The sequence below is a fragment of the Agromyces sp. NBRC 114283 genome, from assembly GCF_030268405.1.
In the GTDB taxonomy this organism is placed as follows: domain Bacteria; phylum Actinomycetota; class Actinomycetes; order Actinomycetales; family Microbacteriaceae; genus Agromyces; species Agromyces mediolanus.
Window position 1 is genome coordinate 1502810 of the sequence record NZ_BSQP01000001.1, and the last position, 18508, is coordinate 1521317.

The 18508-nt window shown below is 73.5% G+C and carries 19 protein-coding genes; 11 read left to right on the top strand and 8 right to left on the bottom strand.

The window, feature by feature from the left end; genetic code table 11:
- Window positions 1–180 precede the first annotated feature (180 nt).
- Genes QSJ60_RS07305 through QSJ60_RS07315 form a run of 3 tightly spaced genes read left to right on the top strand, consistent with a single transcriptional unit; the run spans window position 181 to window position 3655 of the window.
- Window positions 181–1476, top strand: a complete 1296-nt coding sequence (locus QSJ60_RS07305; protein ID WP_285463156.1) for an acylneuraminate cytidylyltransferase — start codon at window positions 181–183, stop codon at window positions 1474–1476.
- Window positions 1473–2342: an N-acetylneuraminate synthase family protein gene (locus QSJ60_RS07310; RefSeq protein WP_285463157.1), complete on the top strand. Its 870-nt coding sequence runs from the start codon at window positions 1473–1475 to the stop codon at window positions 2340–2342. The genes QSJ60_RS07305 and QSJ60_RS07310 overlap by 4 nt, the downstream gene beginning before the upstream one ends.
- Complete coding sequence (locus QSJ60_RS07315; protein WP_285463158.1) at window positions 2339–3655, top strand: DUF6716 putative glycosyltransferase; 1317 nt, start codon at window positions 2339–2341, stop codon at window positions 3653–3655. The genes QSJ60_RS07310 and QSJ60_RS07315 overlap by 4 nt, the downstream gene beginning before the upstream one ends.
- Here the strand turns inward: QSJ60_RS07315 and QSJ60_RS07320 are convergent.
- Both QSJ60_RS07320 and QSJ60_RS07325 read right to left on the bottom strand, forming a co-directional pair.
- Entirely contained in the window at window positions 3618–4154 is a 537-nt protein-coding gene (locus QSJ60_RS07320; protein WP_285463159.1) for a gamma carbonic anhydrase family protein, read from the bottom strand. The genes QSJ60_RS07315 and QSJ60_RS07320 overlap by 38 nt on opposite strands.
- Window positions 4155–4163: 9 nt before the next feature.
- Window positions 4164–5453 carry an APC family permease gene (locus QSJ60_RS07325; RefSeq protein WP_285463160.1) on the bottom strand — a complete coding sequence of 430 codons (1290 nt, stop codon included), beginning with the start codon at window positions 5451–5453 and terminating at the stop codon, window positions 4164–4166.
- 60 nt (window positions 5454–5513) lie between these two features.
- Between QSJ60_RS07325 and QSJ60_RS07330 the strand changes: the two genes are divergently transcribed.
- Window positions 5514–5999, top strand: a complete 486-nt coding sequence (locus tag QSJ60_RS07330) for a YbaK/EbsC family protein (protein ID WP_285463161.1) — start codon at window positions 5514–5516, stop codon at window positions 5997–5999.
- A 10-nt stretch (window positions 6000–6009) separates the two neighbouring features.
- On the opposite strand, the gene galK is transcribed toward QSJ60_RS07330, so the two are convergent.
- Both galK and galT read right to left on the bottom strand, forming a co-directional pair.
- Complete coding sequence (gene galK, locus QSJ60_RS07335) at window positions 6010–7176, bottom strand: galactokinase (protein WP_285463162.1); 1167 nt, start codon at window positions 7174–7176, stop codon at window positions 6010–6012.
- Window positions 7173–8309: a galactose-1-phosphate uridylyltransferase gene (gene galT / locus QSJ60_RS07340; RefSeq protein WP_285463163.1), complete on the bottom strand. Its 1137-nt coding sequence runs from the start codon at window positions 8307–8309 to the stop codon at window positions 7173–7175. Before galT ends, galK begins: the two co-directional genes overlap by 4 nt.
- Window positions 8310–8392: 83 nt before the next feature.
- On the opposite strand from galT, the gene QSJ60_RS07345 reads away from it, so the two are divergent.
- Window positions 8393–9211, top strand: coding sequence for a DeoR/GlpR family DNA-binding transcription regulator (locus QSJ60_RS07345; RefSeq protein WP_285463164.1), 819 nt, complete (start codon window positions 8393–8395; stop codon window positions 9209–9211).
- Window positions 9212–9275: 64 nt separating this feature from the next.
- Window positions 9276–10205: an aldose 1-epimerase family protein gene (locus QSJ60_RS07350; RefSeq protein ID WP_285463165.1), complete on the top strand. Its 930-nt coding sequence runs from the start codon at window positions 9276–9278 to the stop codon at window positions 10203–10205.
- 54 nt (window positions 10206–10259) lie between these two features.
- Here QSJ60_RS07350 and QSJ60_RS07355 read toward each other — a convergent pair whose 3' ends face one another.
- Window positions 10260–11438, bottom strand: coding sequence for a MarP family serine protease (locus tag QSJ60_RS07355; protein ID WP_285463166.1), 1179 nt, complete (start codon window positions 11436–11438; stop codon window positions 10260–10262).
- 194 nt (window positions 11439–11632) lie between these two features.
- Between QSJ60_RS07355 and QSJ60_RS07360 the strand changes: the two genes are divergently transcribed.
- From QSJ60_RS07360 to QSJ60_RS07380, 5 genes are all read left to right on the top strand, one after another.
- Window positions 11633–12673, top strand: coding sequence for an LLM class F420-dependent oxidoreductase (locus QSJ60_RS07360; protein ID WP_189083825.1), 1041 nt, complete (start codon window positions 11633–11635; stop codon window positions 12671–12673).
- Window positions 12674–13130: 457 nt separating this feature from the next.
- The gene (locus tag QSJ60_RS07365; protein WP_285463167.1) at window positions 13131–13319 is read left to right on the top strand and encodes a hypothetical protein; all 189 of its coding nucleotides are present in this window, start codon (window positions 13131–13133) and stop codon (window positions 13317–13319) included.
- Between the two features lie 12 nt (window positions 13320–13331).
- Window positions 13332–13661, top strand: coding sequence for a hypothetical protein (locus tag QSJ60_RS07370; protein WP_285463168.1), 330 nt, complete (start codon window positions 13332–13334; stop codon window positions 13659–13661).
- 31 nt (window positions 13662–13692) lie between these two features.
- Window positions 13693–14331 carry a DNA-directed RNA polymerase subunit beta gene (locus QSJ60_RS07375; protein WP_285463169.1) on the top strand — a complete coding sequence of 213 codons (639 nt, stop codon included), beginning with the start codon at window positions 13693–13695 and terminating at the stop codon, window positions 14329–14331.
- Window positions 14332–14569: 238 nt separating this feature from the next.
- The gene (locus tag QSJ60_RS07380; protein ID WP_285463170.1) at window positions 14570–15457 is read left to right on the top strand and encodes an aminodeoxychorismate lyase; all 888 of its coding nucleotides are present in this window, start codon (window positions 14570–14572) and stop codon (window positions 15455–15457) included.
- Between the two features lie 100 nt (window positions 15458–15557).
- On the opposite strand, the gene pstB is transcribed toward QSJ60_RS07380, so the two are convergent.
- From pstB to pstC, 3 genes are read right to left on the bottom strand one after another with little or no spacing between them, the layout of a single operon-like run.
- Window positions 15558–16337: a phosphate ABC transporter ATP-binding protein PstB gene (gene pstB / locus QSJ60_RS07385; protein WP_230764949.1), complete on the bottom strand. Its 780-nt coding sequence runs from the start codon at window positions 16335–16337 to the stop codon at window positions 15558–15560.
- Between the two features lie 50 nt (window positions 16338–16387).
- Entirely contained in the window at window positions 16388–17497 is a 1110-nt protein-coding gene (pstA, locus tag QSJ60_RS07390; RefSeq protein ID WP_189083830.1) for a phosphate ABC transporter permease PstA, read from the bottom strand.
- Window positions 17497–18441 (bottom strand): phosphate ABC transporter permease subunit PstC, encoded by a 945-nt coding sequence (gene pstC, locus QSJ60_RS07395; protein ID WP_189083831.1) that lies wholly within the window; start codon window positions 18439–18441, stop codon window positions 17497–17499. Before pstC ends, pstA begins: the two co-directional genes overlap by 1 nt.
- Window positions 18442–18508: the final 67 nt, after the last annotated feature.

The following is an 18508-nucleotide window of genomic DNA, read 5'->3' on the forward strand; positions in this document are numbered from 1 at the left end:
GGCTCAGCGAACCAGGCGCTTCGACGGGCTCAGCGAACCAGGCGCTTCGACGGGCTGAGCGAACCAGGCGTTTCGACGAGCTCAGTGAACCAGGCGCTTCGACGAGCTCGGCGGGCCAGCGGCGCGGAGTGTTCACCGGGCGGCCACCCCACCGCCACGACGGCGACGTACCGTCGCCCCATGGCACGCGAGCGCACCGACCCCGCCGACCGCCCCTCGGTGGTCGCGGTGATCCCGGCGCGCGGCGGCTCCAAGGGCCTGCCGGGCAAGAACCTCGCGCCCGTCGGCGGCGTCCCCCTCGTCGCCCGCGCCGTGCGCGCCGCGTCGGCCGCCGCGCTCATCGACCGGGTCGCGGTCACGAGCGACGACGCGGCGATCGCCGAGGCCGCGCGGGACGCCGGCGCCGAGACGATCGCCCGGCCGGTCGAGCTCGCCGGCGACTCGGCCAGCTCCGAGCGCGCGCTGCTGCACGCGCTCGACCAGCTCGCGCTCGCGGGCAGCGACCCCGAGGTGCTCGTCTTCATCCAGGCCACCTCGCCCTTCATCGACCCGGACGATGTCGACCTCGCGGTCGCCCGCGTGCTCGCCGGCGAGGCCGACGTCGTCTTCTCCGCGGTCGAGAGCCACGCCTTCCTCTGGCGGCGGGATGCCTCGGCCGGCGCGACGGGCGTGAACCACGACGCCGCCCGGCGACTCCGACGGCAGGACCGCGAGCCCGAGTTCCGTGAGACGGGCGCCTTCTACGTGCTGCGGGTCGAGGGCTTCCGCACCGCCGGGCACCGCTTCTTCGGGCGCGTCGAGGTGCAGCTCGTGCCCGAGGCGCACGCACTCGAGATCGACGGCCCCGCCGAGCTCGCCATCGCCGAGGCGCTCGCGCCGATGCTCGACGGCGGCGCCTGGCGCCCGCGGCTCGACGTCGACGCCGTCGTCACCGACTTCGACGGCGTGCACACCGACGACACCGCGATCGTCGGTGGCGACGGGGTCGAGTTCGTCCGGGTGAGCCGCAGCGACGGCGCCGGCGTCGCCCGGATGCGCGCGGCGGGCGTCCCCGTGCTCATCCTCTCGGCCGAGCGGCACCCCGTCGTCGGGGCCCGCGCCGCGAAGCTCGGCGTCGAGGTGCTGCAGGGCGTCGCCGACAAGGGCGCCGCGCTCGCCGACTGGGCCGAGCGCCGAGGCATCCGGCTCGACCGCATCGCCTACCTCGGCAACGACCTCGGCGACGTGCCGGCCCTCGCCCTCGCGGGCTGGCCGGTCGCGGTCGCCGACGCGATCCCCGAGGTGCGCCGTCTGGCGCGCCTCGTCCTCAGCCGGCGGGGTGGTGACGGCGCGGTCCGAGAGCTGGCCGACGCCGTCCTGGCTGGGCGCGCGGCCGTGGGGGCGGCCGCCGATGCCCCCGCCGCCCCGCCCACCCCGTCCGGAGGCTCGGCCGTCGAGGCCGAGCCCGACCCCGCAACTGAAGGAGCCCTGACATGAGCGTGCGCATCGGTCGTCACGAGGTCGGCACCGGCCTGCCCGTCTACGTCATCGCCGAGATCGGCCTCAACCACAACGGCGAGCTCGACCTCGCGAAGCGGCTCATCGATGTCGCGGCCGAGGCCGGCTGCCAGGCCGTGAAGTTCCAGAAGCGCACGCCGGAGCTGGCGACGCCGGAGCACATGAAGGACGTGCCGCGGGAGACGCCCTGGGGCACCATGAGCTACCTCGACTACCGACGCCGGGTGGAGCTGTCCCGAGACGACTACCTCGAGATCGCCCGCTACGCGGACCTCCGCGGCCTCGACTGGTTCGCCTCGCCGTGGGACGAGCCCTCCGTCGCCTTCCTCGACGAGCTCGACGTGCCGGCCTTCAAGGTCGCCTCCGCGTCCGTCACCGACGTCCCGCTGCTGCGCGCGATCGCCGCGACCGGCAAGCCCGTGATCCTCTCGACCGGCATGTCGACGCTCGAGGAGATCGACCGCGCCGTCGTCACCCTCGGCACCTCGCAGCTGCTGCTCATGCACGCCACCTCGAGCTACCCGATGTCGGCCGAGGAGGCGAACCTGCGCACGATCGACACGCTCGCCCTGCGCTACCCGGTGCCGGTCGGCTACTCGGGGCACGAGCGGGGCCTGCAGATCTCGCTCGCCGCGGTCGCCCTCGGCGCGGTGGCCGTGGAACGGCACATCACGCTCGACCGGGCGATGTGGGGGAGCGACCACGCCGCCTCCCTCGAACCGCAGGGCCTCGAGCACCTCGTCCGCGACATCCGCATCATCGAGACCGCGATGGGCGACGGCGTGAAGCGCGTGTTCCCCGGCGAGGAGGCCCCGAAGGCGAAGCTGCGCCGGGTGCTCGTGTGAGCGGCGACGGGGAGGCGGCGCCGGCGCGCCGGCTGCTCGTCGTCGCCGACAGCGACTCGTACGCGAAGTGGGGCGCGGCCCTCGCCGGCCGCGTCGCGGGAGCCTGGGCGAGCGAGGTCGTGCTGCTCGCCTCACCCGTGCTGCCGAGCGCACGGCAGCTCGACGCCGCGCTGGCGGGATCCGGCTTCGCCCCGGCCGAGGTGCGCACGCTCGAGCTCGACGCACTGCTCGCTCGGCTCGCCGCCGACCCGCCCGACGCGGTGCTGCTCGCCCTGCGCGGGCCGCTCGTGCGCGTCGTCGCGGGGCGCATCGCGGGGCTCCCGAACCGGCCGGTGCTCGTCTCGGGCTTCCCCGGTCTCACCATCCCTGCCGAGCCGAAGGCGATCGTCTACCGCGAGCTCGTCGACCTCGTCGTGCTGCACAGCCGCCGCGAACTGCGCGAGTTCGCCGCCAACGCGCGGGCGCTCGGGGTCGCCATGCGCTTCGGCCTCGCCACGCTGCCGTTCCTCGCGGCCGTTCCGCCGAGCGCCTGGGTCGGGCCCGAGCGGAACGAGCTCCTCTTCGCCGTGCAGGCGAAGGTGCCGGCCGGCTTCGAGGAGCGGGTGCGCCTGCTCGGCATGCTCGCCCGCGCCGCCCGCGCCCACCCCGACCATCACGTCGTGCTCAAGGTGCGGGCGCGGCCGGGCGAGGCGCAGACGCACGCCGAGGAGTTCGACCTCGGCGAGCTCCTCGCCGACCCGCCCCCGGAGCTCCTGGCGCTGACGGGCGGTGGGCTGCCGCCGAATCTCGTCGTCCGCGACGGCCCCATGTCCGGCCACCTCGAGTCGGCGGCGGCGCTCGTCACCGTCAGCTCGACCGCGGTGCTCGAGGCGATCGCCGTGGGCGTGCCGGTGCTGCTGCTCGAGGACTTCGGCATCGGCCCGAAGCAGATCAACACCGTGTTCGAGGGCAGCGGGCTCTTCGGTGACGCGGCGGAGCTCGCCGCAGGCCGGTGGCGGCAGCCCGATCCCGGATGGCTCGACGACAACTACTTCCACGGCGAGCAGCACGACGACTGGGAGGACGAACTCGACCGGCTCGTCGCCGCCCGCGAGCGCGGGCCGCTGCCCGTGCCGCGGCGGCGGCACAACCTCGTCGGCGGGGCGCTCCGTCGGGCCTACGAGCGCAAGCGGATGCTCGGCGACTACGACCGCACGCCGGCAGGAGCGGCGGCGATGCTCGTCGCCCTCCCGGCGCGCTGGCTGCTGCGGCGGGCGCGGCGGCTGCGCGCCGTCGTCACGCGCTCGGCGCCGTATGCTCCGCGAGGTGCGTGAGGTAGGCCTCGCCGTTCCTGCGGATGCCGGCGCGCTCCTCCTCGCTCAGCTCCCGGCGCACCTTCGCGGGGACGCCGGCGACGAGCGAGCCGGGCGGCACGACGGTGCCCTCGAGCACGACGGCGCCGGCGGCGACGAGCGAGCCCGCGCCGATGACGGCACCGTTCAGCACCGTCGCGTTCATGCCGACGAGGCTGTCCCGTTCGATCGTGCAGCCGTGCAGCACGGCGCCGTGCCCCACGGAGACGCCCTCGCCGACGGTGAGCGGGAAGCCGGCGTCGACATGGCAGACGACGGTGTCCTGCAGGTTCGCCCGCGCGCCGAGCACGATCGGGGCGGCCTCGGCGCGGAGCACCGCGTTGTACCAGACGCTCGACTGCGCCTCGAGTCGCACGTCGCCGACGATCACGGCGCCGGCCGCGACGAAGGCGGTGTCGTCGATCGAGGGGCGGCCGATTCCGGCGAGCGGGCGGACGAGGGCGGCGGCATCGACGGGCATGCTCGAATCCTACGGGGCCGGGCGCGCGAGGCGGAGCCGGATGGCCCGGAACAGCGCCCCCAGGGCGAACACGGCGACGCCGCCGGCGACCGCGAGCGGCGGCAGGGTCACGACGAGGACGACGCAGCCGATCGCGCCGACGACCGCGAGGCCTCGGCGGGCGCGGCGCGTGGCGCGCGATCCGGTGGAACGGCCGAGCAGCCGGAGGGCCGCGAAGTTCGCGACGAGGTAGTAGAGGAGCACGCCGAAGGAGCTGAAGCCGATGGCCTCGCGGAGGTCCGCGACGAGCAGTACGGCGATGATCGCGGCCGCCACGACGAGTTCGGCGGCGTACGGCACCTGCGTCCGGGGCTGCACGGCCGCGAGGCCGCGCGGCAGCTCGCCGTCGCGGGCCATCGCGAGCGCTGTCCGGCCGATGCCCGCGATGAGGGCGAGCAGGGCGCCGAGCGCCGCGAGTGCCGCGCCGACCCCGACGACGGGCACGGCCCAGCCCCAGCCGCTCCGGCCGACGAGCTCGGCGAGCGGCGCGGCGCCCGCCGCGGAGAGGCCGCCAGCACCGAGGGCCTGCAGCAGCACGACGGCGAGGAGCGCGTACAGTGCCACGACGACGCCGAGGGCGATCGCGATGGCCCGGGGGATGGTGCGCTCGGGCGCGCGCACCTCCTCGCCGAGGGTCGCGATCCTGGCGTAGCCGGCGAAGGCGAAGAACAGCAGTCCGGCCGACTGCAGCACCCCGTAGGGGCCGGTGGCTGCTTTGGAGGCGAGCGGTCCCGCCGCGTCGCCCGAGGCGAGCCCGGAGAGGCCCGCGAGGACGACGAGGGCGAGCACGGCGAGCACGGCGGCGACGATGACGGTCGCCGCCCGCGCGGTGCGGGTGATGCCGAGCAGGTTCAGCCCGGAGAGCAGCACGACGGCGGCGATCGCGACCGGCTTCTGCCACTCGGCGGGCACGAGGTACGCGGCCGCGGTCATAGCCATCGCCGCGCAGCTGGCCGTCTTGCCGATGACGAAGCCCCAGCCGGCGAGGAAGCCCGGCCAGGCTCCGAGCTCTTCCCGCCCGTAGCGGTAGGCGCCGCCGGACTCCGGGTAGCGGGCGGCGAGCCGCCCCGTCGAGCTGGCGTTCGCATAGGCCACGAGCGCGGCGAGCGCGAGGCCGAGCAGCAGCCAGTCGCCGCCGGCGCGCGCCGCCGGCGCCCATACCGCGAACACGCCCGCGCCGATCATCGAGGCGAGGCCGATGGCCACGGCGTCGCGGAGGCCGAGTCGGCGGGCGAGCGGCGAGGGGGAGGGGGCGGTCACGCTCGCACCCTAGTGCACCGGGGTGTCCAGAACACGACGCGCGCTCCGTAGGATCGTGCCATGACCGACCCCACGCATCCCGCCGTCGATCGCGTCGCCGCCGCCCTCGCCGCTCAGGGCGTCGAGCCACGCATCCAGTGGTTCGACGACGCCGTCACGACCGCCCAGCTCGCCGCCGACGCCCTCGGCATCGACGTCGGCCAGATCGCCAACTCGCTCGTGTTCACGATCGACGAGGAGCCGATCCTCGTGCTCACCTCGGGTGCGCACCGCGTCGACACCGAGTGGCTCGGCGAGGCGCTCGGCGGCACGATCCGGCGCGCCTCGAAGGAGGCCGTCAAGGAGGCCACCGGCCAGGTGATCGGCGGCGTCGCCCCGGTCGGGCACCCGGCGCCGGTGCGCACGATCGTCGATGTGCACCTCGCGGCGTACCCGGAGGTGTGGGCGGCCGCCGGGCACGCGAAGACCGTCTTCCCGACGACGTTCGAGGAGCTCGTCCGCATCACCGGCGGCACGCCGCACCCGGTCGAGCCGCCCCAGGCCTGACGGACTCCCGTCAGCGCTCGCGCCGCGCGCCCGGCGAGGGCACGACGGTGAAGGTGCCCGGCTCGCGGTAGCCCGCGGCCGCGAACGCGGCGCGCACCGCGCCCGCCGCCTCCTCGACGCGGGCGAGCGGCACGAGCGCGATGGCGGAGCCGCCGAAGCCGCCGCCCGTCATCCGCGCGCCGATCGCCCCGGCCGCCCGGGTCGTCTCGACGGCGAGGTCGAGTTCGGGTGTCGAGATCTCGAAGTCGTCCCGCATGGAGGCGTGCGAGGCATCCAGGAGCGCGCCGATCGTGGCCGGGCCGCCCTCGTGCAGGGCACGCACCGTGTCGAGCACGCGCCGATTCTCGGTGACCACGTGCCGCACCCGGCGGAAGGTCTCGTCGTCGAGGAGCTCGCGCGCCCGGAGCAGCTCGCGCTCGGGCAGCTCGCGCAGGCTCGGCACGCCCAGCGCCCGGGCGCCCGCCTCGGAGGAGCTGCGCCGCGCCGCGTAGCCGCCGGTGGCGTGCGCGTGCTCGACGCGGGTGTCGACGACGAGCACGGCGAGCCCGGCCTCGGCGAAATGGAGCGGCACGACCTCGGCGTCGAGGCTGCGGCAGTCGAGGAAGACGCCGGCGTCGGCCTCCGCGAGCAGGGCGGCGGACTGGTCCAGGATGCCGGTGGGCGCACCCACGACCCGGTTCTCGGCGAGCCGGCCGACCTTGGCGAGCGTCGGCCGGTCGAAGCCGAGGCCCCAGTGCTCGTTCAGCGCGAGCGCGACGGCCGACTCGATCGCGGCGGAGGAGCTGAGGCCCGCGCCGACCGGCACGTCCGACTCGAGGTGGAGGTCGACGCCGCGGGCGTGCGCGAGGTCGGCGCCGAACTCGCGGAGCGCCCACACCACCCCGAGCGGGTAGGCGGACCAGCCGTGCTGCGCGTCGGGGTCGAGCTCGTCGAGGTGCACGACGACCGGATCCGGTGCGAACGAGCTCGACACCCGGACGGCGCGGTCGTCCCGGTCGCCGAGGGCGACGGCCGCGCGCCGGTCGATCGCGAAGGGGAAGACGAAGCCGTCGTTGTAGTCGGTGTGCTCGCCGATGAGGTTGGCCCGGCCGGGCGCGCTCCAGACTCCGGCGGGCGGGCGGCCGGAGCGGTCCTTCAGCCCGGCGGCGGCGCGCTCGACGAGATCGGTCCCGGTCATGCATCCACTCCTTCGATCGCGGCGCGCAGGGCCTCGGCCTGCGCCTCCGGCGGCACGTCGCCGATCCATGCTCCCATCGCGGCTTCCGAGCCGGCGAGGAACTTCAGCTTGTCGGCGGCACGGCGCGGGCTCGTGAGCTGCAGGGTGAGCCGCACCTCGTCGCGGTGCTCGTGCACGGGCGCCTGGTGCCAGGCCGCGATGTACGGCGTCGGGGTGTCGTAGCGCGCGTCGACGCCGCGCAGCAGCCGCCGGTAGACGACGGCGAGCTCGTCGCGCTCGGCGAGGGAGGTCTCGGCGAGGTCGGGCACGTGCCGGTGCGGCACGAGGTGCACCTCGATCGGCCAGCGCGCGGCGAAGGGCACGTACGCGCTCCAGTGCTCGCCCCGGAGCACGACGCGGGGGCCGTCGAGCTCGCGGGCGACGACGTCGGCGACGAGCCCGGGGCCCGCGGTCGCGATCGCGTCGAGAAGCCGCTGGGTGCGCGGCGTCACGTAGGGGTAGGCGTAGATCTGGCCGTGCGGATGGCCGAGCGTGACGCCGATCGCCTCGCCCCGGTTCTCGAAGGGGAACACCTGCTGCACCCCGGGCAGCGCCCGCAGCTCGGCGGTGCGGTGCGCCCAGGCCTCGATGACGGTGCGAGCGCGGGAGACGGACTGCGTGCCGAAGGAGCCCTCGTGCTCGGGGCTGAAGCAGACCACCTCGCAGCGGCCGAGGGAGGGCAGCGTGCGCTCGACGCCGATGTCGCGCGTCGCGGCGAGCGCCGCCGCCGGGTCGGCGTCCAGCGCGGCGAGCGCGGGCCCGAAGGAGGGGGAGCGGTTCTCGAACACCGCGACGTCGTAGCGGCTCGGGATCTCCGAGGGATTGCCGGGCGACTGCGGCGCGAGCGGGTCGAGCTCGGCCGGCGGGAGCACGACGCGGTGCTGGCGGGCGGCGGCGATGGAGATCCAGTCGCCGCTCAGCGGGTCCTGACGCATCTCGGCGGTCGCCGGGCGCGGGGCGAGCTCGCGCTCGTCGACGGCCCGACCCGGCGGCAGCGTCGTGTCGGCGTCGTCGAAGTAGAGCAGTTCGCGGCCGTCGGAGAGGGTGCTGCGGTGCACGGCGATACGCGGATCGGAGACGGGGAGGGCGGTCACGGCGCTACTGTACGGAACTTTCGTTTGGCAAACAAGTGACTTGCGTATTGCAAAGGAATGCCGGGCGCGGAAGAATGGCGACCATGCCTGCCGAGCCGAGCGACGCCGCCAACCGACACGACGTCGCCGAGCGCCGCGAGCTCACCCGCGCGCTGCTCGACGAGCGCGGATTCGTGCGGGTCGCCGACCTCGCCGCCGCGTTCGGCGTGACGAGCGTGACCGCCCGCGCCGACCTCGACGCGCTCGAACGCGCCGGCGCCGTGCGCCGCGTCCACGGCGGCGCGGTGCCCGCGGGGGAGACCGTGCGCGCAGCCCGCGAGCCGAGCCTCGAGGAGGCCCTCGAGACCTCGGTCGCACCCAAGCAGCGCATCGGCGACGCCGCGGCCGCACTCGTGTCGAGCGGCCAGAGCCTGCTCCTCGACGTCGGCTCCACCTGCCTGCAGTTCGCGCGCGCCCTCCGGGCCCGGCGGGACCTCGAAGACGTCACGATCTTCACCAACGGGCTCGCCATCGCCCTCGAGCTCGAACCGGAGATCCCGCGGTTCTCCGTCGTCGTCACCGGCGGCACCCTCCGGCCCCGGCAGCACTCGCTCGTGCATCCGCTCGCCGCGTCCATGCTCGACGAGGTGCACGTCGACCTCGCCTTCATCGGCTGCAACGGCGTCCACCCGGAGCGCGGCGCCACGAACCAGAACCTCCCCGAGGCGCAGGTGAAGGCCCTCATGGTGCAGGCGTCCGCGCGCAGCATCTTGCTCGCCGACGGCTCCAAGCTCGGCGAGGTGCATCTCGGCCGCATCGCCCCGCTGGAGGCGTTCGACGCGCTCGTGACGGATGCCTCGGCCCCCGCCGCGCTCGTCGCCGAGCTCGAGGCGACCGGCCTGCCGGTGCGGCTCGCCGGCTGAGCGCGCGGGCAGCCGGCGCCTGGCGAGGCGGCGCCGACCCGGCCGGTCCGCATATGGTGGAAGCATGACCCTCCCAACGGGCGAACAGCTCGTCCTCGAGACCTCGACGTCGAGCGGAGAGCTCACCGCCGTCGTGACCACCGTCGCAGCCGGGCTGCGCGCGCTCAGCCTCGACGGGATCGAGCTGGTGCCCACCTTCGGCGAGGACCGCACCCCGCCGGCCGCCGCGGGCATCGTGCTCGCCCCGTGGCCGAACCGCATCCGCGACGGCCGCTGGCGCCACGACGGCGTCGATCATCAGCTCGCCATCACCGAGCCGGCCCTCGGCAACGCGATCCACGGCCTGCTCCGCTTCACCGAGTACCGGGTCGTCGCGCAGGACCGCGACTCCGTGACCCTCGAAGCGACGATCTTCCCGCAGACCGGGTACCCGTTCCTCATCGAGACGGCGGTGCACTACGAGCTCGTCTCCGACGGACTGCGAGTCACCCACCGGCTCGAGAACGTCGGCGCGGAGGCCGCGCCCGTGGCGCTCGGCACCCACCCCTATGTGAAGATCGGCGGCGTGCCGACGGCCGAGCTCGAGCTGCGCATCGAGGCCGACAGCCACATCGAGGTCGACGAGCGCAAGCTCCCCACCGGTGAGGTGCCCGTCGACGGCACCCCGTGGGACCTCCGCGACGGGCGCCGGGTCGGCGAGCTCTCGCTCGACGACGCCTTCGGCGAGCTCGCCTCCGACGAGGACGGCGTCATCGAGCACGTGCTCACCGCCCCCGACGGCCGCAGCGTGGCCGTGTGGGCCGACGACGACTTCGCCTACGTGCAGGCGTATACGACCGACCGCTTCCCCGGCGAGGAGCTCGCGATCGCGATCGAGCCGATGACGGCGCCCGCCGAGGCGTTCAACTCCGGCCGAGGGCTCCGCTGGCTCGGGCCGGGCGAGCAGTGGGAGCTCAGCTGGGGCATCCGCTTCCGGGGCTTCACCGCCGACTGACGCAGGCCGTCGCCGGGCGCCGGTGCGCTGCGTCGTGCGCGTCGGCGCTCGCCCTCAGCGCGCGCAGCTGCCCGTGCCGACCGGGTCCTCGAGCGAGGGCGCCGCGTCGGCGAGCGGGCTCAGTACGTCGATCGGCACGGCGAAGCCGACGTTCTGCACCGACTCCGACTTCGCGAAGACGACGCCCGCGACCTCGCCGGCACCGGTCAGCAGCGGGCCGCCCGAGTTGCCGTGGTCGACCTGCGCCGCGAACGTCGTCACCTCACGGGTCGTGGTGCGGTCGCCCTCGACGATGGTGAGCGGCCCCGTCGACATCACCGAGCCCGAACGCAGCGTGAAGGGGCCGCCGAAGGGGTAGCCGGCGACGCCGACCGCCGTTCCGGGCTCGGGCGTGCCGGCGAGGGGCAAGGGTGCGACGTCGAGCGGATCGGTCGCGATGAGCGCCAGGTCGGCCTCCCGGTCGAAGGCGACGACCCGGCCCGCGACGGCGCCCCGACCCGGCGCTTCGACGATCGGCTCGTCGATGCCGGCGACCACGTGTGCGTTCGTCACCACCCGGTCCGGCGCGACGACGAAGCCGGAACCGGTGAGCGTGCTGCCGCACTGGAACGCCGTGCCGGTGATGCGCACGACCGAGGCCGTCGCCGCGTTCACCGCGTCGCCCGACGGCCCGTCGCTCGGCAGCGCCGGCGCCGCCGTCGGACCGCCGATCACATCGACGAGCCACGGCACGCCCTGCCCGAGCGCCGCGGTGCGGATCTCCGCGAGGAGCGCCCGCGCCGGTTCCGGCGTGACCCGCTCGAGGCCGCGCAGCACCTGCGAGCCGGCGACCGCCGGCGACAGCACGGGCACGCCCATCGATTGGACGGCGGAGCCGAGCAGCGCGACCACGAAGGCCGTGACGAGCAGATTGCCGAGCGCCCCGAGGATGCGGTCGACCACCCCGAGCTTCACGGCCCGGGCGCCGCGGCGCAGCAGCCGGCCGAGCGCCGCGCCGATCGAGGCGCCGACCGCGAGCAGCAGCACCGCCGTCGCGATCACCGCGGGCGCGCGCCACTCGGGCGCGGCGACCAGCGAGCCGACCCACGGCATCGCGAACCACGAGGCCACGCCGCCCGCGACGAGCCCGACGAGTCCGGCGGCCGTGCGCAGGAGCCCGGCGCGCCAGCCGTTCACCAGCGCGCCGATGCCGATCAGCACGAGCAGCATGTCGAGCAGCAGGCTCCAGCCCATCCGTCACCTCCGTTGCGCACACGGCGCGTTTGTGGGTTCCACCCTCTCGCACCCGGCTCGGGAACCGCTGAGGACGCGGCGGTCGACAAGGCGGATGCCTCGGCGCGGGCGCTCGGCTATCGTCGTGGTGCCCGGGGCCGCGTGCCTCGGGCGCGCTCCGGACCGGCCGGGGCGCACCGGGCGAGGAGGCTTGGATGCGGGTCGGCATGTTCCTGAACTACGCGGGCGGATTCGCGGAGGTCGCCGACGAGGTCGGCGAGCTCGAAGCCGCCGGCGTGGACCTCGTCGCCGTCCCCGAGGCGTACTCCTTCGACGCGGTCAGCCAGCTCGGATTCCTCGCGGCGCGCACCTCGACGATCACGCTCGCCTCCGGCATCCTGCAGCTGTACACCCGCACGCCCACGTTGACCGCGATGACCGCCGCCGGGCTCGACTACGTCTCCGGCGGCCGCTTCGAGCTCGGCATCGGCGCCTCAGGGCCGCAGGTCATCGAGGGCTTCCACGGCGTGCGCTACGACGCGCCGGTCGGCCGCACGCGCGAGATCATCGAGATCTGCCGGGCGACCTGGCGGCGCGAGCCCGTCGTGCACGAGGGGCGGCATTACCGCATCCCGCTGCCGGCGGGGGAGGGCACCGGGCTCGGCAAGCCGCTGAAGCTCATCAACCACCCCGTGCGCGAGCGCATCCCCATCACGGTCGCCGCGCTCGGCCCGAAGTCGGTCGAGCAGACCGCGGAGATCGCCGACGGCTGGCTGCCGATGTTCTTCCACCCGGAGCGGGCGGGCGCGGTGTGGGGCGACGCGCTCGCCGCGGGCACCGCCCGGCGCCCGGCGGGGCTCGCCCCGCTCGACGTGTTCGCGAGCCCGGCGCTCGCCATCACCGAGCGGCCGGAGGACGTGCTGCCGCTCGTGAAGCCGCAGCTCGCCCTCTACGTCGGCGGCATGGGCGCGAGGGGCAAGAACTTCTACAACGACCTCGTGGCGAGCTACGGCTTCGCCGAGGAGGCGGCGCGTATCCAGGAGCTCTATCTCGCAGGCCGAAAGGAAGAGGCGGTCGCCGCGGTGCCGGACGAGCTCGTGCGCGCGATCTCGCTCATCGGCCCGGCGTCGTACGTCGCCGAACGGGTCGCCGCCTTCGCCGAGGCCGGCGTGACGACGCTCACGGTCACGCCGCTCGCGCGCAGCTCGGCCGAGCGCGTGGCGCTCATGGCCGGCTTCCGTCGCCTCGTCGGCTGAGGGGCGGGTGTCGGCGCGACGTATCGCTCCAACGAACGTTGCTCTGGTGCCCCCAGAGAGGCTCGAACTCTCGACCCACGGATTAACCTGCTGCACTGAGTTTCCCCAGCCACCGCTCGCGCGGCTTGCAGTCTGGACTATCTCACCACCTTCGGCCGAGCCGGTCAGGTGCGCCGCGTATAGTCTCTGAGGTTCCCTTGCGGTTACCTGCTGATCGCCCAATCCCTCGGATTGTCACTGCCTTGCGGCGAGTACCTCGGGCTCTCAGGGGGTCCCAGCATACAGCGGCGTTCATCCGGCGCATTTCGGCGCCGGCGCTCCTATTTTCTGTTGAAGTCCGTTGCTCTAACCAACTGAGCTATGGGGGCCGGGCCAGCCTATCAGGCCGATTCCGCGGGGAGATTCGTCCTCGCGACACCACGGCCGGGATGTCGGCGGCCACCGCTATCGTCGGGCCATGAAGCGGTGCACCATGTGCCGGGCGGAGTTGCCGCCCGCCGAGTTCAACGTGCGCCGAGCCTCGCGCGACGGCCTGCAGAACGTCTGCCGAGCCTGCAACCGAGCGCGGGCGAAGCGGTACTACCGCGAGCACCGCGAGCAGCACGTCGGCCTCATGATGCGCCGGCGCGCCGAGGCCCGGCAGTAGGCGGTGCTCGCGGTGGGCGAGCACCTGCTCGCGAATCCCTGCGTCGACTGCGGCGAGGGTGATGTCCGGGTCTTGGATTTCGATCATCTGCCCGGGGCCGGCAAGTCCGCCGAGGTGATGCGGCTCGTGCGCAACGGCTACTCCGTCGCGAGGGTCATGGTCGAGATCGCGAAGTGCGAGGTGCGCTGCCGGAACTGCCACGCCAAGGTCACCTACGAGCGGCTCGGCAACGACTGGCGCACGGCGCTCATGCAGCGGGTGGCCGACGCGGGCGAAAGCGAGGCCGCGTCCGAGGAGGGCGAGCGCGACGACGAACTCCGCGATCTCCCCGATCCCGGGTGAGCGGCCGGCTGCGGCGAGTATCCTTGCCGGAATGGCCTCCAGCTTCCACCGCCCCACCAAGTTCCCGCCCGGCATGTTCGAGGCGTTCCTCGGCGGTGAGGACCCGGCCCAGCTGAACCGGGTCGCCCACGACACCGCGGCGGCGCTGCTCGCGCGCGTGCGCAGCGATCCCGACCCCGAGATCGTGTCCCGCCTCGTGGCCTACACCGACCGTCACGGCATCGACGCGATCGCGGAACTGTGGTCGAGGTCGTCCGCGAAGAGCCTGCCCGGGGCGCTCTGGCGCATCTACCTGCTGCGCACCCTCATCCGGCAGGATTCCGAGACGCTGAGCCTCGCCTACCGCCGTGGCAGCGAGGTCTCGCACACCATCGACCAGGTCGTGGCCGGTGCACCGGTCCCGGCCGGCCCCGGTGAGGTCATCGAGCTCGCCGACCGGATCCTGCACGGCGTCTTCGCGGGCGACTTCGCCGTCGCCCTCGACCGGGCCGCGGCGTTCGGTCGTGTCGCCGCGGCCGGCTTCGCGAGCCTCGCCGACGATGCGGACGCCTCCGACGCGGTGCACCCCGACCGGCCGGCATCCTTCACCCGCCGCGCGCTGCGCCTCACCGAGCTCTCCGACGAGCTGACGGCGTGCGCGAAGCTCTGGCGCCGCGACGCGCTCGACTGAGGGTTCGGCGGGTGCGCCGCGTCCGGCGGGTGCGCCGCGTCCGGCGGGAGCACTCCACCGGCGGAATACCCGGCCCCCGAGGTCCGTTACACTCGATGTGCCGGGCCGCAGTAACCCCGGGCTCCAATATTCGCCGCTTCGAGCGGCCTCGCGCCGAGAGGCGTTCTGCGGCCCGGCATTTCCCGTCTTCGGGGCCTGCGCCGTCGGCCGTGGGGCATGCGGCGCGTACGATCGGAGCATGCCCGCCACCGTGACGCTCCTCATCGAGCCGCTCGCCGCCGACGACCTCACCTCCGACCTCGAGTCGACCTTCCGCGAGGTGGACGCCTCGGCGCCCGCGCTCCGCGTCGGCGAGCTCTCGACGCAGCGCGGCGACGGCATCTTCGAGACCCTCGCGGTCGTGAACGGACACGCCCAGGAGGCCGAGCCGCACCTGCAGCGGCTGCGCAACTCCGCCGCGATCTGCGAGCTCCCCGAGCCGAACCTCGCGCAGTGGCACGCCGCGATCGAGCGCGCGACCGCGGCGCTGCCCGCCGAAGGCGAGTTCGCGATGAAGCTCGTGCTGAGCCGCGGGGTCGAGCACGGGCCCGCGCCGACCGCCTGGCTCTCGGCGGCCCCCGCGGCGGACTTCAGCGCGCCGCGCGAGCGGGGCATCCGCGCCGTCACCCTCGACCGCGGACTCGCGCACGACGCGGCGGCGACAGCCCCGTGGCTGTTGCTCGGCGCCAAGACGCTGAGCTACGCGACCAACATGGCGGCGCTGCGCGAGGCGAAGCGGCGCGGCGCGGACGACGCGATCTTCGTCTCCTCGGACGGCTTCGTGATGGAGGGGCCGACCTCGAGCGTCATCCTCCGCCACGGCGACGAGTACTCGACCCCCGCGCCGAGCGGGGCGATCCTGCACGGCACGACGCAGCTGAGCCTCTTCGAGCACCTCGGCGAGCTCGGCCACCGCACGGCGTACCGCGACATCCCGGCGGCGGAGCTCGCGAGTGCCGATGCCATCTGGCTCGTCTCGAGCGTCCGGCTCGCCGCGGGCCTCACCGAGCTCGACGGCGCGCCCGTGCCGTTCGACGCCGAGGAGACCCGCGCCTTCAACGAGTACCTGCTGAGCCCGCGCGACTGACGCCGCGCCGCCGCACGCGGCGCGGCGGGTGCCCCGGAGATGACGGATGCCTCGGCGCCGATCGCGCCGAGGCATCCGATCGAAGTGCCGGACGGCCGGTTCAGCCGAAGCGGCCCGAGACGTAGTCCTCGGTCGCCTTGACGGTCGGGTTCGAGAAGATCGTGGTGGTGTCGGCGTACTCGATGAGCTTGCCCGGCTTGCCGGTGCCCGCGATGTTGAAGAATGCGGTCTTGTCGCTCACGCGCGAGGCCTGCTGCATGTTGTGGGTCACGATCACGATCGTGTACTCCTGCTTCAGCTCCTCGATGAGGTCCTCGATGGCGAGGGTCGAGATCGGGTCGAGCGCCGAGCACGGCTCGTCCATCAGGATCACCTCGGGCGACACGGCGATCGCGCGGGCGATGCAGAGGCGCTGCTGCTGGCCGCCGGAGAGGCCGGAGCCGGGGCGGTCCAGGCGGTCCTTGACCTCGTTCCAGAGGTTCGCACCCTGCAGGGACTTCTCCACGAGCTCGTCGGCGTCCGACTTGCTCAGCTTGCGGTTGTTCAGCCGCACGCCCGCGAGCACGTTCTCCTTGATCGACATCGTCGGGAAGGGGTTCGGCCGCTGGAACACCATGCCGACCTGGCGACGCACGAGCACGGGGTCGACGCCCGGACCGTAGAGGTTGTTGCCGTCGATCAGCACCTCGCCCTCGACGCGGGCGCCGGGGATGACCTCGTGCATGCGGTTCAGGGTGCGGAGGAAGGTCGACTTGCCGCAGCCGGAGGGGCCGATGAACGCCGTCACGGTGCGCGGCTCGATCTCGAGGGTGATGCCCTCGACGGCGCGGAAGCTGCCGTAGTACACGTTCAGGTCGTTGACTTCGATGCGCTTGGACACGTGGCTTCGATTCTCTCTGGGGGCTCGGGCGGATGGCGGTGGGCGGCCGGTCAGCGGCCGGTCTTCGGCGAGAAGAGCTTCGACACGACGCGGGCGACGATGTTCAGCAGGGCGACGATGAGGATGAGCGTCAGCGCACCGGCCCAGGCGCGGTCGATGTACGCCTGCACGTCGGTGCCCTGGTTCATGTACTGGGTGTAGACGAAGACGGGCAGCGTCATCATCCGGCCCTCGAACAGGTTGTAGTTCATGCTCGTCGTGAAGCCCGCGATGATGAGCAGCGGCGCGGTCTCGCCGATGACGCGGGCGATGGCGATCATGACACCGGTGATGATGCCGGCGATCGAGGTGGGCAGCACGACCTTCACGATCGTCAGCCACTTCGGCACGCCGAGCGCGTAGCTCGCCTCGCGCAGCTCGTTCGGCACGAGCTTCAGCATCTCTTCGGAGGAGCGCACGACGACCGGGATCATCAGCACCGAGAGCGCGACCGCGCCGCCGAAGCCCATCCGGATGCCGGGGTCGCCGGTGAACAGCGCGAAGAGGGCGAAGGCGAAGAGACCGGCGACGATCGAGGGGATGCCGGTCATCACGTCGACGAAGAAGGTGATGCCGTGCTTCAGCTTGCCGCGGCCGTACTCGACGAGATAGATCGCGGTGAGCAGGCCGACCGGGACCGAGATGAGCGCGGCCATGCCGGTGATCAGCAGGGTGCCCATGATGGCGTGCAGGGCGCCGCCGCCGGCGCCGACGACGTTGCGCATCGACTCGCTGAAGAACTGCACGTCGAAGCGGGGGATGCCGTTCGCGATCGTCGTGTACGCGACCGAGATGAGCGGCAGCAGGGCGATCGTGAACGCGGTCGAGACGAGCGCGGTGACGAGGCGGTCCTTCGCCTTGCGGGTGCCCTCGACGACCCGGGAGAGCACCCAGATGACGATGCCGTAGAGCACGACGCCGAGGAACACCGCGGCCGCGATGTTGAAGCCGGTCCCGCTCGCCGCCGCCAGGATGACGAAGAAGGCGGTGGTGACGGCGAGGCAGCCGAGCAGCACCCAGAGGGCGGCGAAGCGGGGCAGCTTGCCCGCGGTGAGCGTGTTGGCGATGGGGCCGGTGCTGCGGCCCGTCGGCGCCTGCTGCGGGGTGACGGTGAGGCTCATCAGTTGGCTCCCGAGAAGTCCTTGCGGCGCTCGACGATGTACCGCGCGAGCATGTTGACGGCGAGGGTGATGACGAAGAGGATCAGACCCGTCGCGATGAGGATGTTGACGCCGATGTCGTGGGCCTCGGGGAAGTTCAGGGCGATGTTCGCGGCGATCGTGGTCGGGTTCTGCGACTGCAGCACCGCGAAGCTGATGACCGCGGCGGGCGAGAGCACCATCGCGACGACCATCGTCTCGCCGAGCGCGCGGCCGAGGCCGAGCATCGAGGCCGAGATGATGCCGGGGCGGCCGAACGGCAGCACCGCGAGCTTGATCATCTCCCAGCGGGTCGCGCCGAGCGCGAGCGCCGCCTCCTCGTGCAGCACGGGCGTCTGCAGGAAGACCTCGCGGCTGAGGGCGGTGATGATCGGCAGGATCATCACGGCGAGCACGATGGCGACGGTGAGGATCGTGCGGCCAGTGCCCGAGACGGGCCCGGCGAAGAGCGGGAACCAGCCGAACCACTCGGTCAGGCTGGTGTAGAAGGGCTGCACGGCCGGGGCGAGCACGGTGATGCCCCAGAGGCCGAAGACCACCGATGGGACGGCGGCCAGCAGGTCGATGACGTAGCCGAGCGCCTGGGCGAGCCGGCGCGGCGCGTAGTGCGAGATGAACAGCGCGATGCCGATCGCGACGGGAACGGCCATCAGCAGGGCGAGGGCGGCGGCCCAGATGGTGCCGAAGACGAGGGGGCCGACGTACTGCCAGAAGTTCTCGGCGTCGCCCTTGAAGGCCGTGGGCTCCGCGGTGAAGGCGGGCAGGGCCTGGGCGACGAGGAAGATCGCCACCGCGGCGAGCGTGACGAGGATGAGGCTGCCGGACACGACGGTCGCGGTGGAGAACACACGGTCGCCGGGGCGCTGCTTCGCTTTGATGGCGGGGGCCGCGGGGGCTGTCGTCATGGCCGGGTTCTTTCCAGGAGGTGGGCCGTCGGGGGAGGTGCCGCGTGACCGCGGCGAGCCGGTCCGG

What these genes read in the sequence shown, in the direction of transcription:
- QSJ60_RS07305 (WP_285463156.1), top strand. Translation starts at nt 181, where the DNA reads ATGGCACGCGAGCGCACCGACCCCGCCGACCGCCCCTCGGTGGTCGCG.
- QSJ60_RS07310 (WP_285463157.1), top strand. Translation starts at nt 1,473, where the DNA reads ATGAGCGTGCGCATCGGTCGTCACGAGGTCGGCACCGGCCTGCCCGTC.
- QSJ60_RS07320 (WP_285463159.1), bottom strand. Translation starts at nt 4,154, where the DNA reads ATGCCCGTCGATGCCGCCGCCCTCGTCCGCCCGCTCGCCGGAATCGGC.
- QSJ60_RS07330 (WP_285463161.1), top strand. Translation starts at nt 5,514, where the DNA reads ATGACCGACCCCACGCATCCCGCCGTCGATCGCGTCGCCGCCGCCCTC.
- galK (WP_285463162.1), bottom strand. Translation starts at nt 7,176, where the DNA reads ATGACCGGGACCGATCTCGTCGAGCGCGCCGCCGCCGGGCTGAAGGAC.
- QSJ60_RS07345 (WP_285463164.1), top strand. Translation starts at nt 8,393, where the DNA reads ATGCCTGCCGAGCCGAGCGACGCCGCCAACCGACACGACGTCGCCGAG.
- QSJ60_RS07350 (WP_285463165.1), top strand. Translation starts at nt 9,276, where the DNA reads ATGACCCTCCCAACGGGCGAACAGCTCGTCCTCGAGACCTCGACGTCG.
- QSJ60_RS07355 (WP_285463166.1), bottom strand. Translation starts at nt 11,438, where the DNA reads ATGGGCTGGAGCCTGCTGCTCGACATGCTGCTCGTGCTGATCGGCATC.
- QSJ60_RS07360 (WP_189083825.1), top strand. Translation starts at nt 11,633, where the DNA reads ATGCGGGTCGGCATGTTCCTGAACTACGCGGGCGGATTCGCGGAGGTC.
- QSJ60_RS07365 (WP_285463167.1), top strand. Translation starts at nt 13,131, where the DNA reads ATGAAGCGGTGCACCATGTGCCGGGCGGAGTTGCCGCCCGCCGAGTTC.
- QSJ60_RS07375 (WP_285463169.1), top strand. Translation starts at nt 13,693, where the DNA reads ATGGCCTCCAGCTTCCACCGCCCCACCAAGTTCCCGCCCGGCATGTTC.
- QSJ60_RS07380 (WP_285463170.1), top strand. Translation starts at nt 14,570, where the DNA reads ATGCCCGCCACCGTGACGCTCCTCATCGAGCCGCTCGCCGCCGACGAC.
- pstA (WP_189083830.1), bottom strand. Translation starts at nt 17,497, where the DNA reads ATGAGCCTCACCGTCACCCCGCAGCAGGCGCCGACGGGCCGCAGCACC.
- pstC (WP_189083831.1), bottom strand. Translation starts at nt 18,441, where the DNA reads ATGACGACAGCCCCCGCGGCCCCCGCCATCAAAGCGAAGCAGCGCCCC.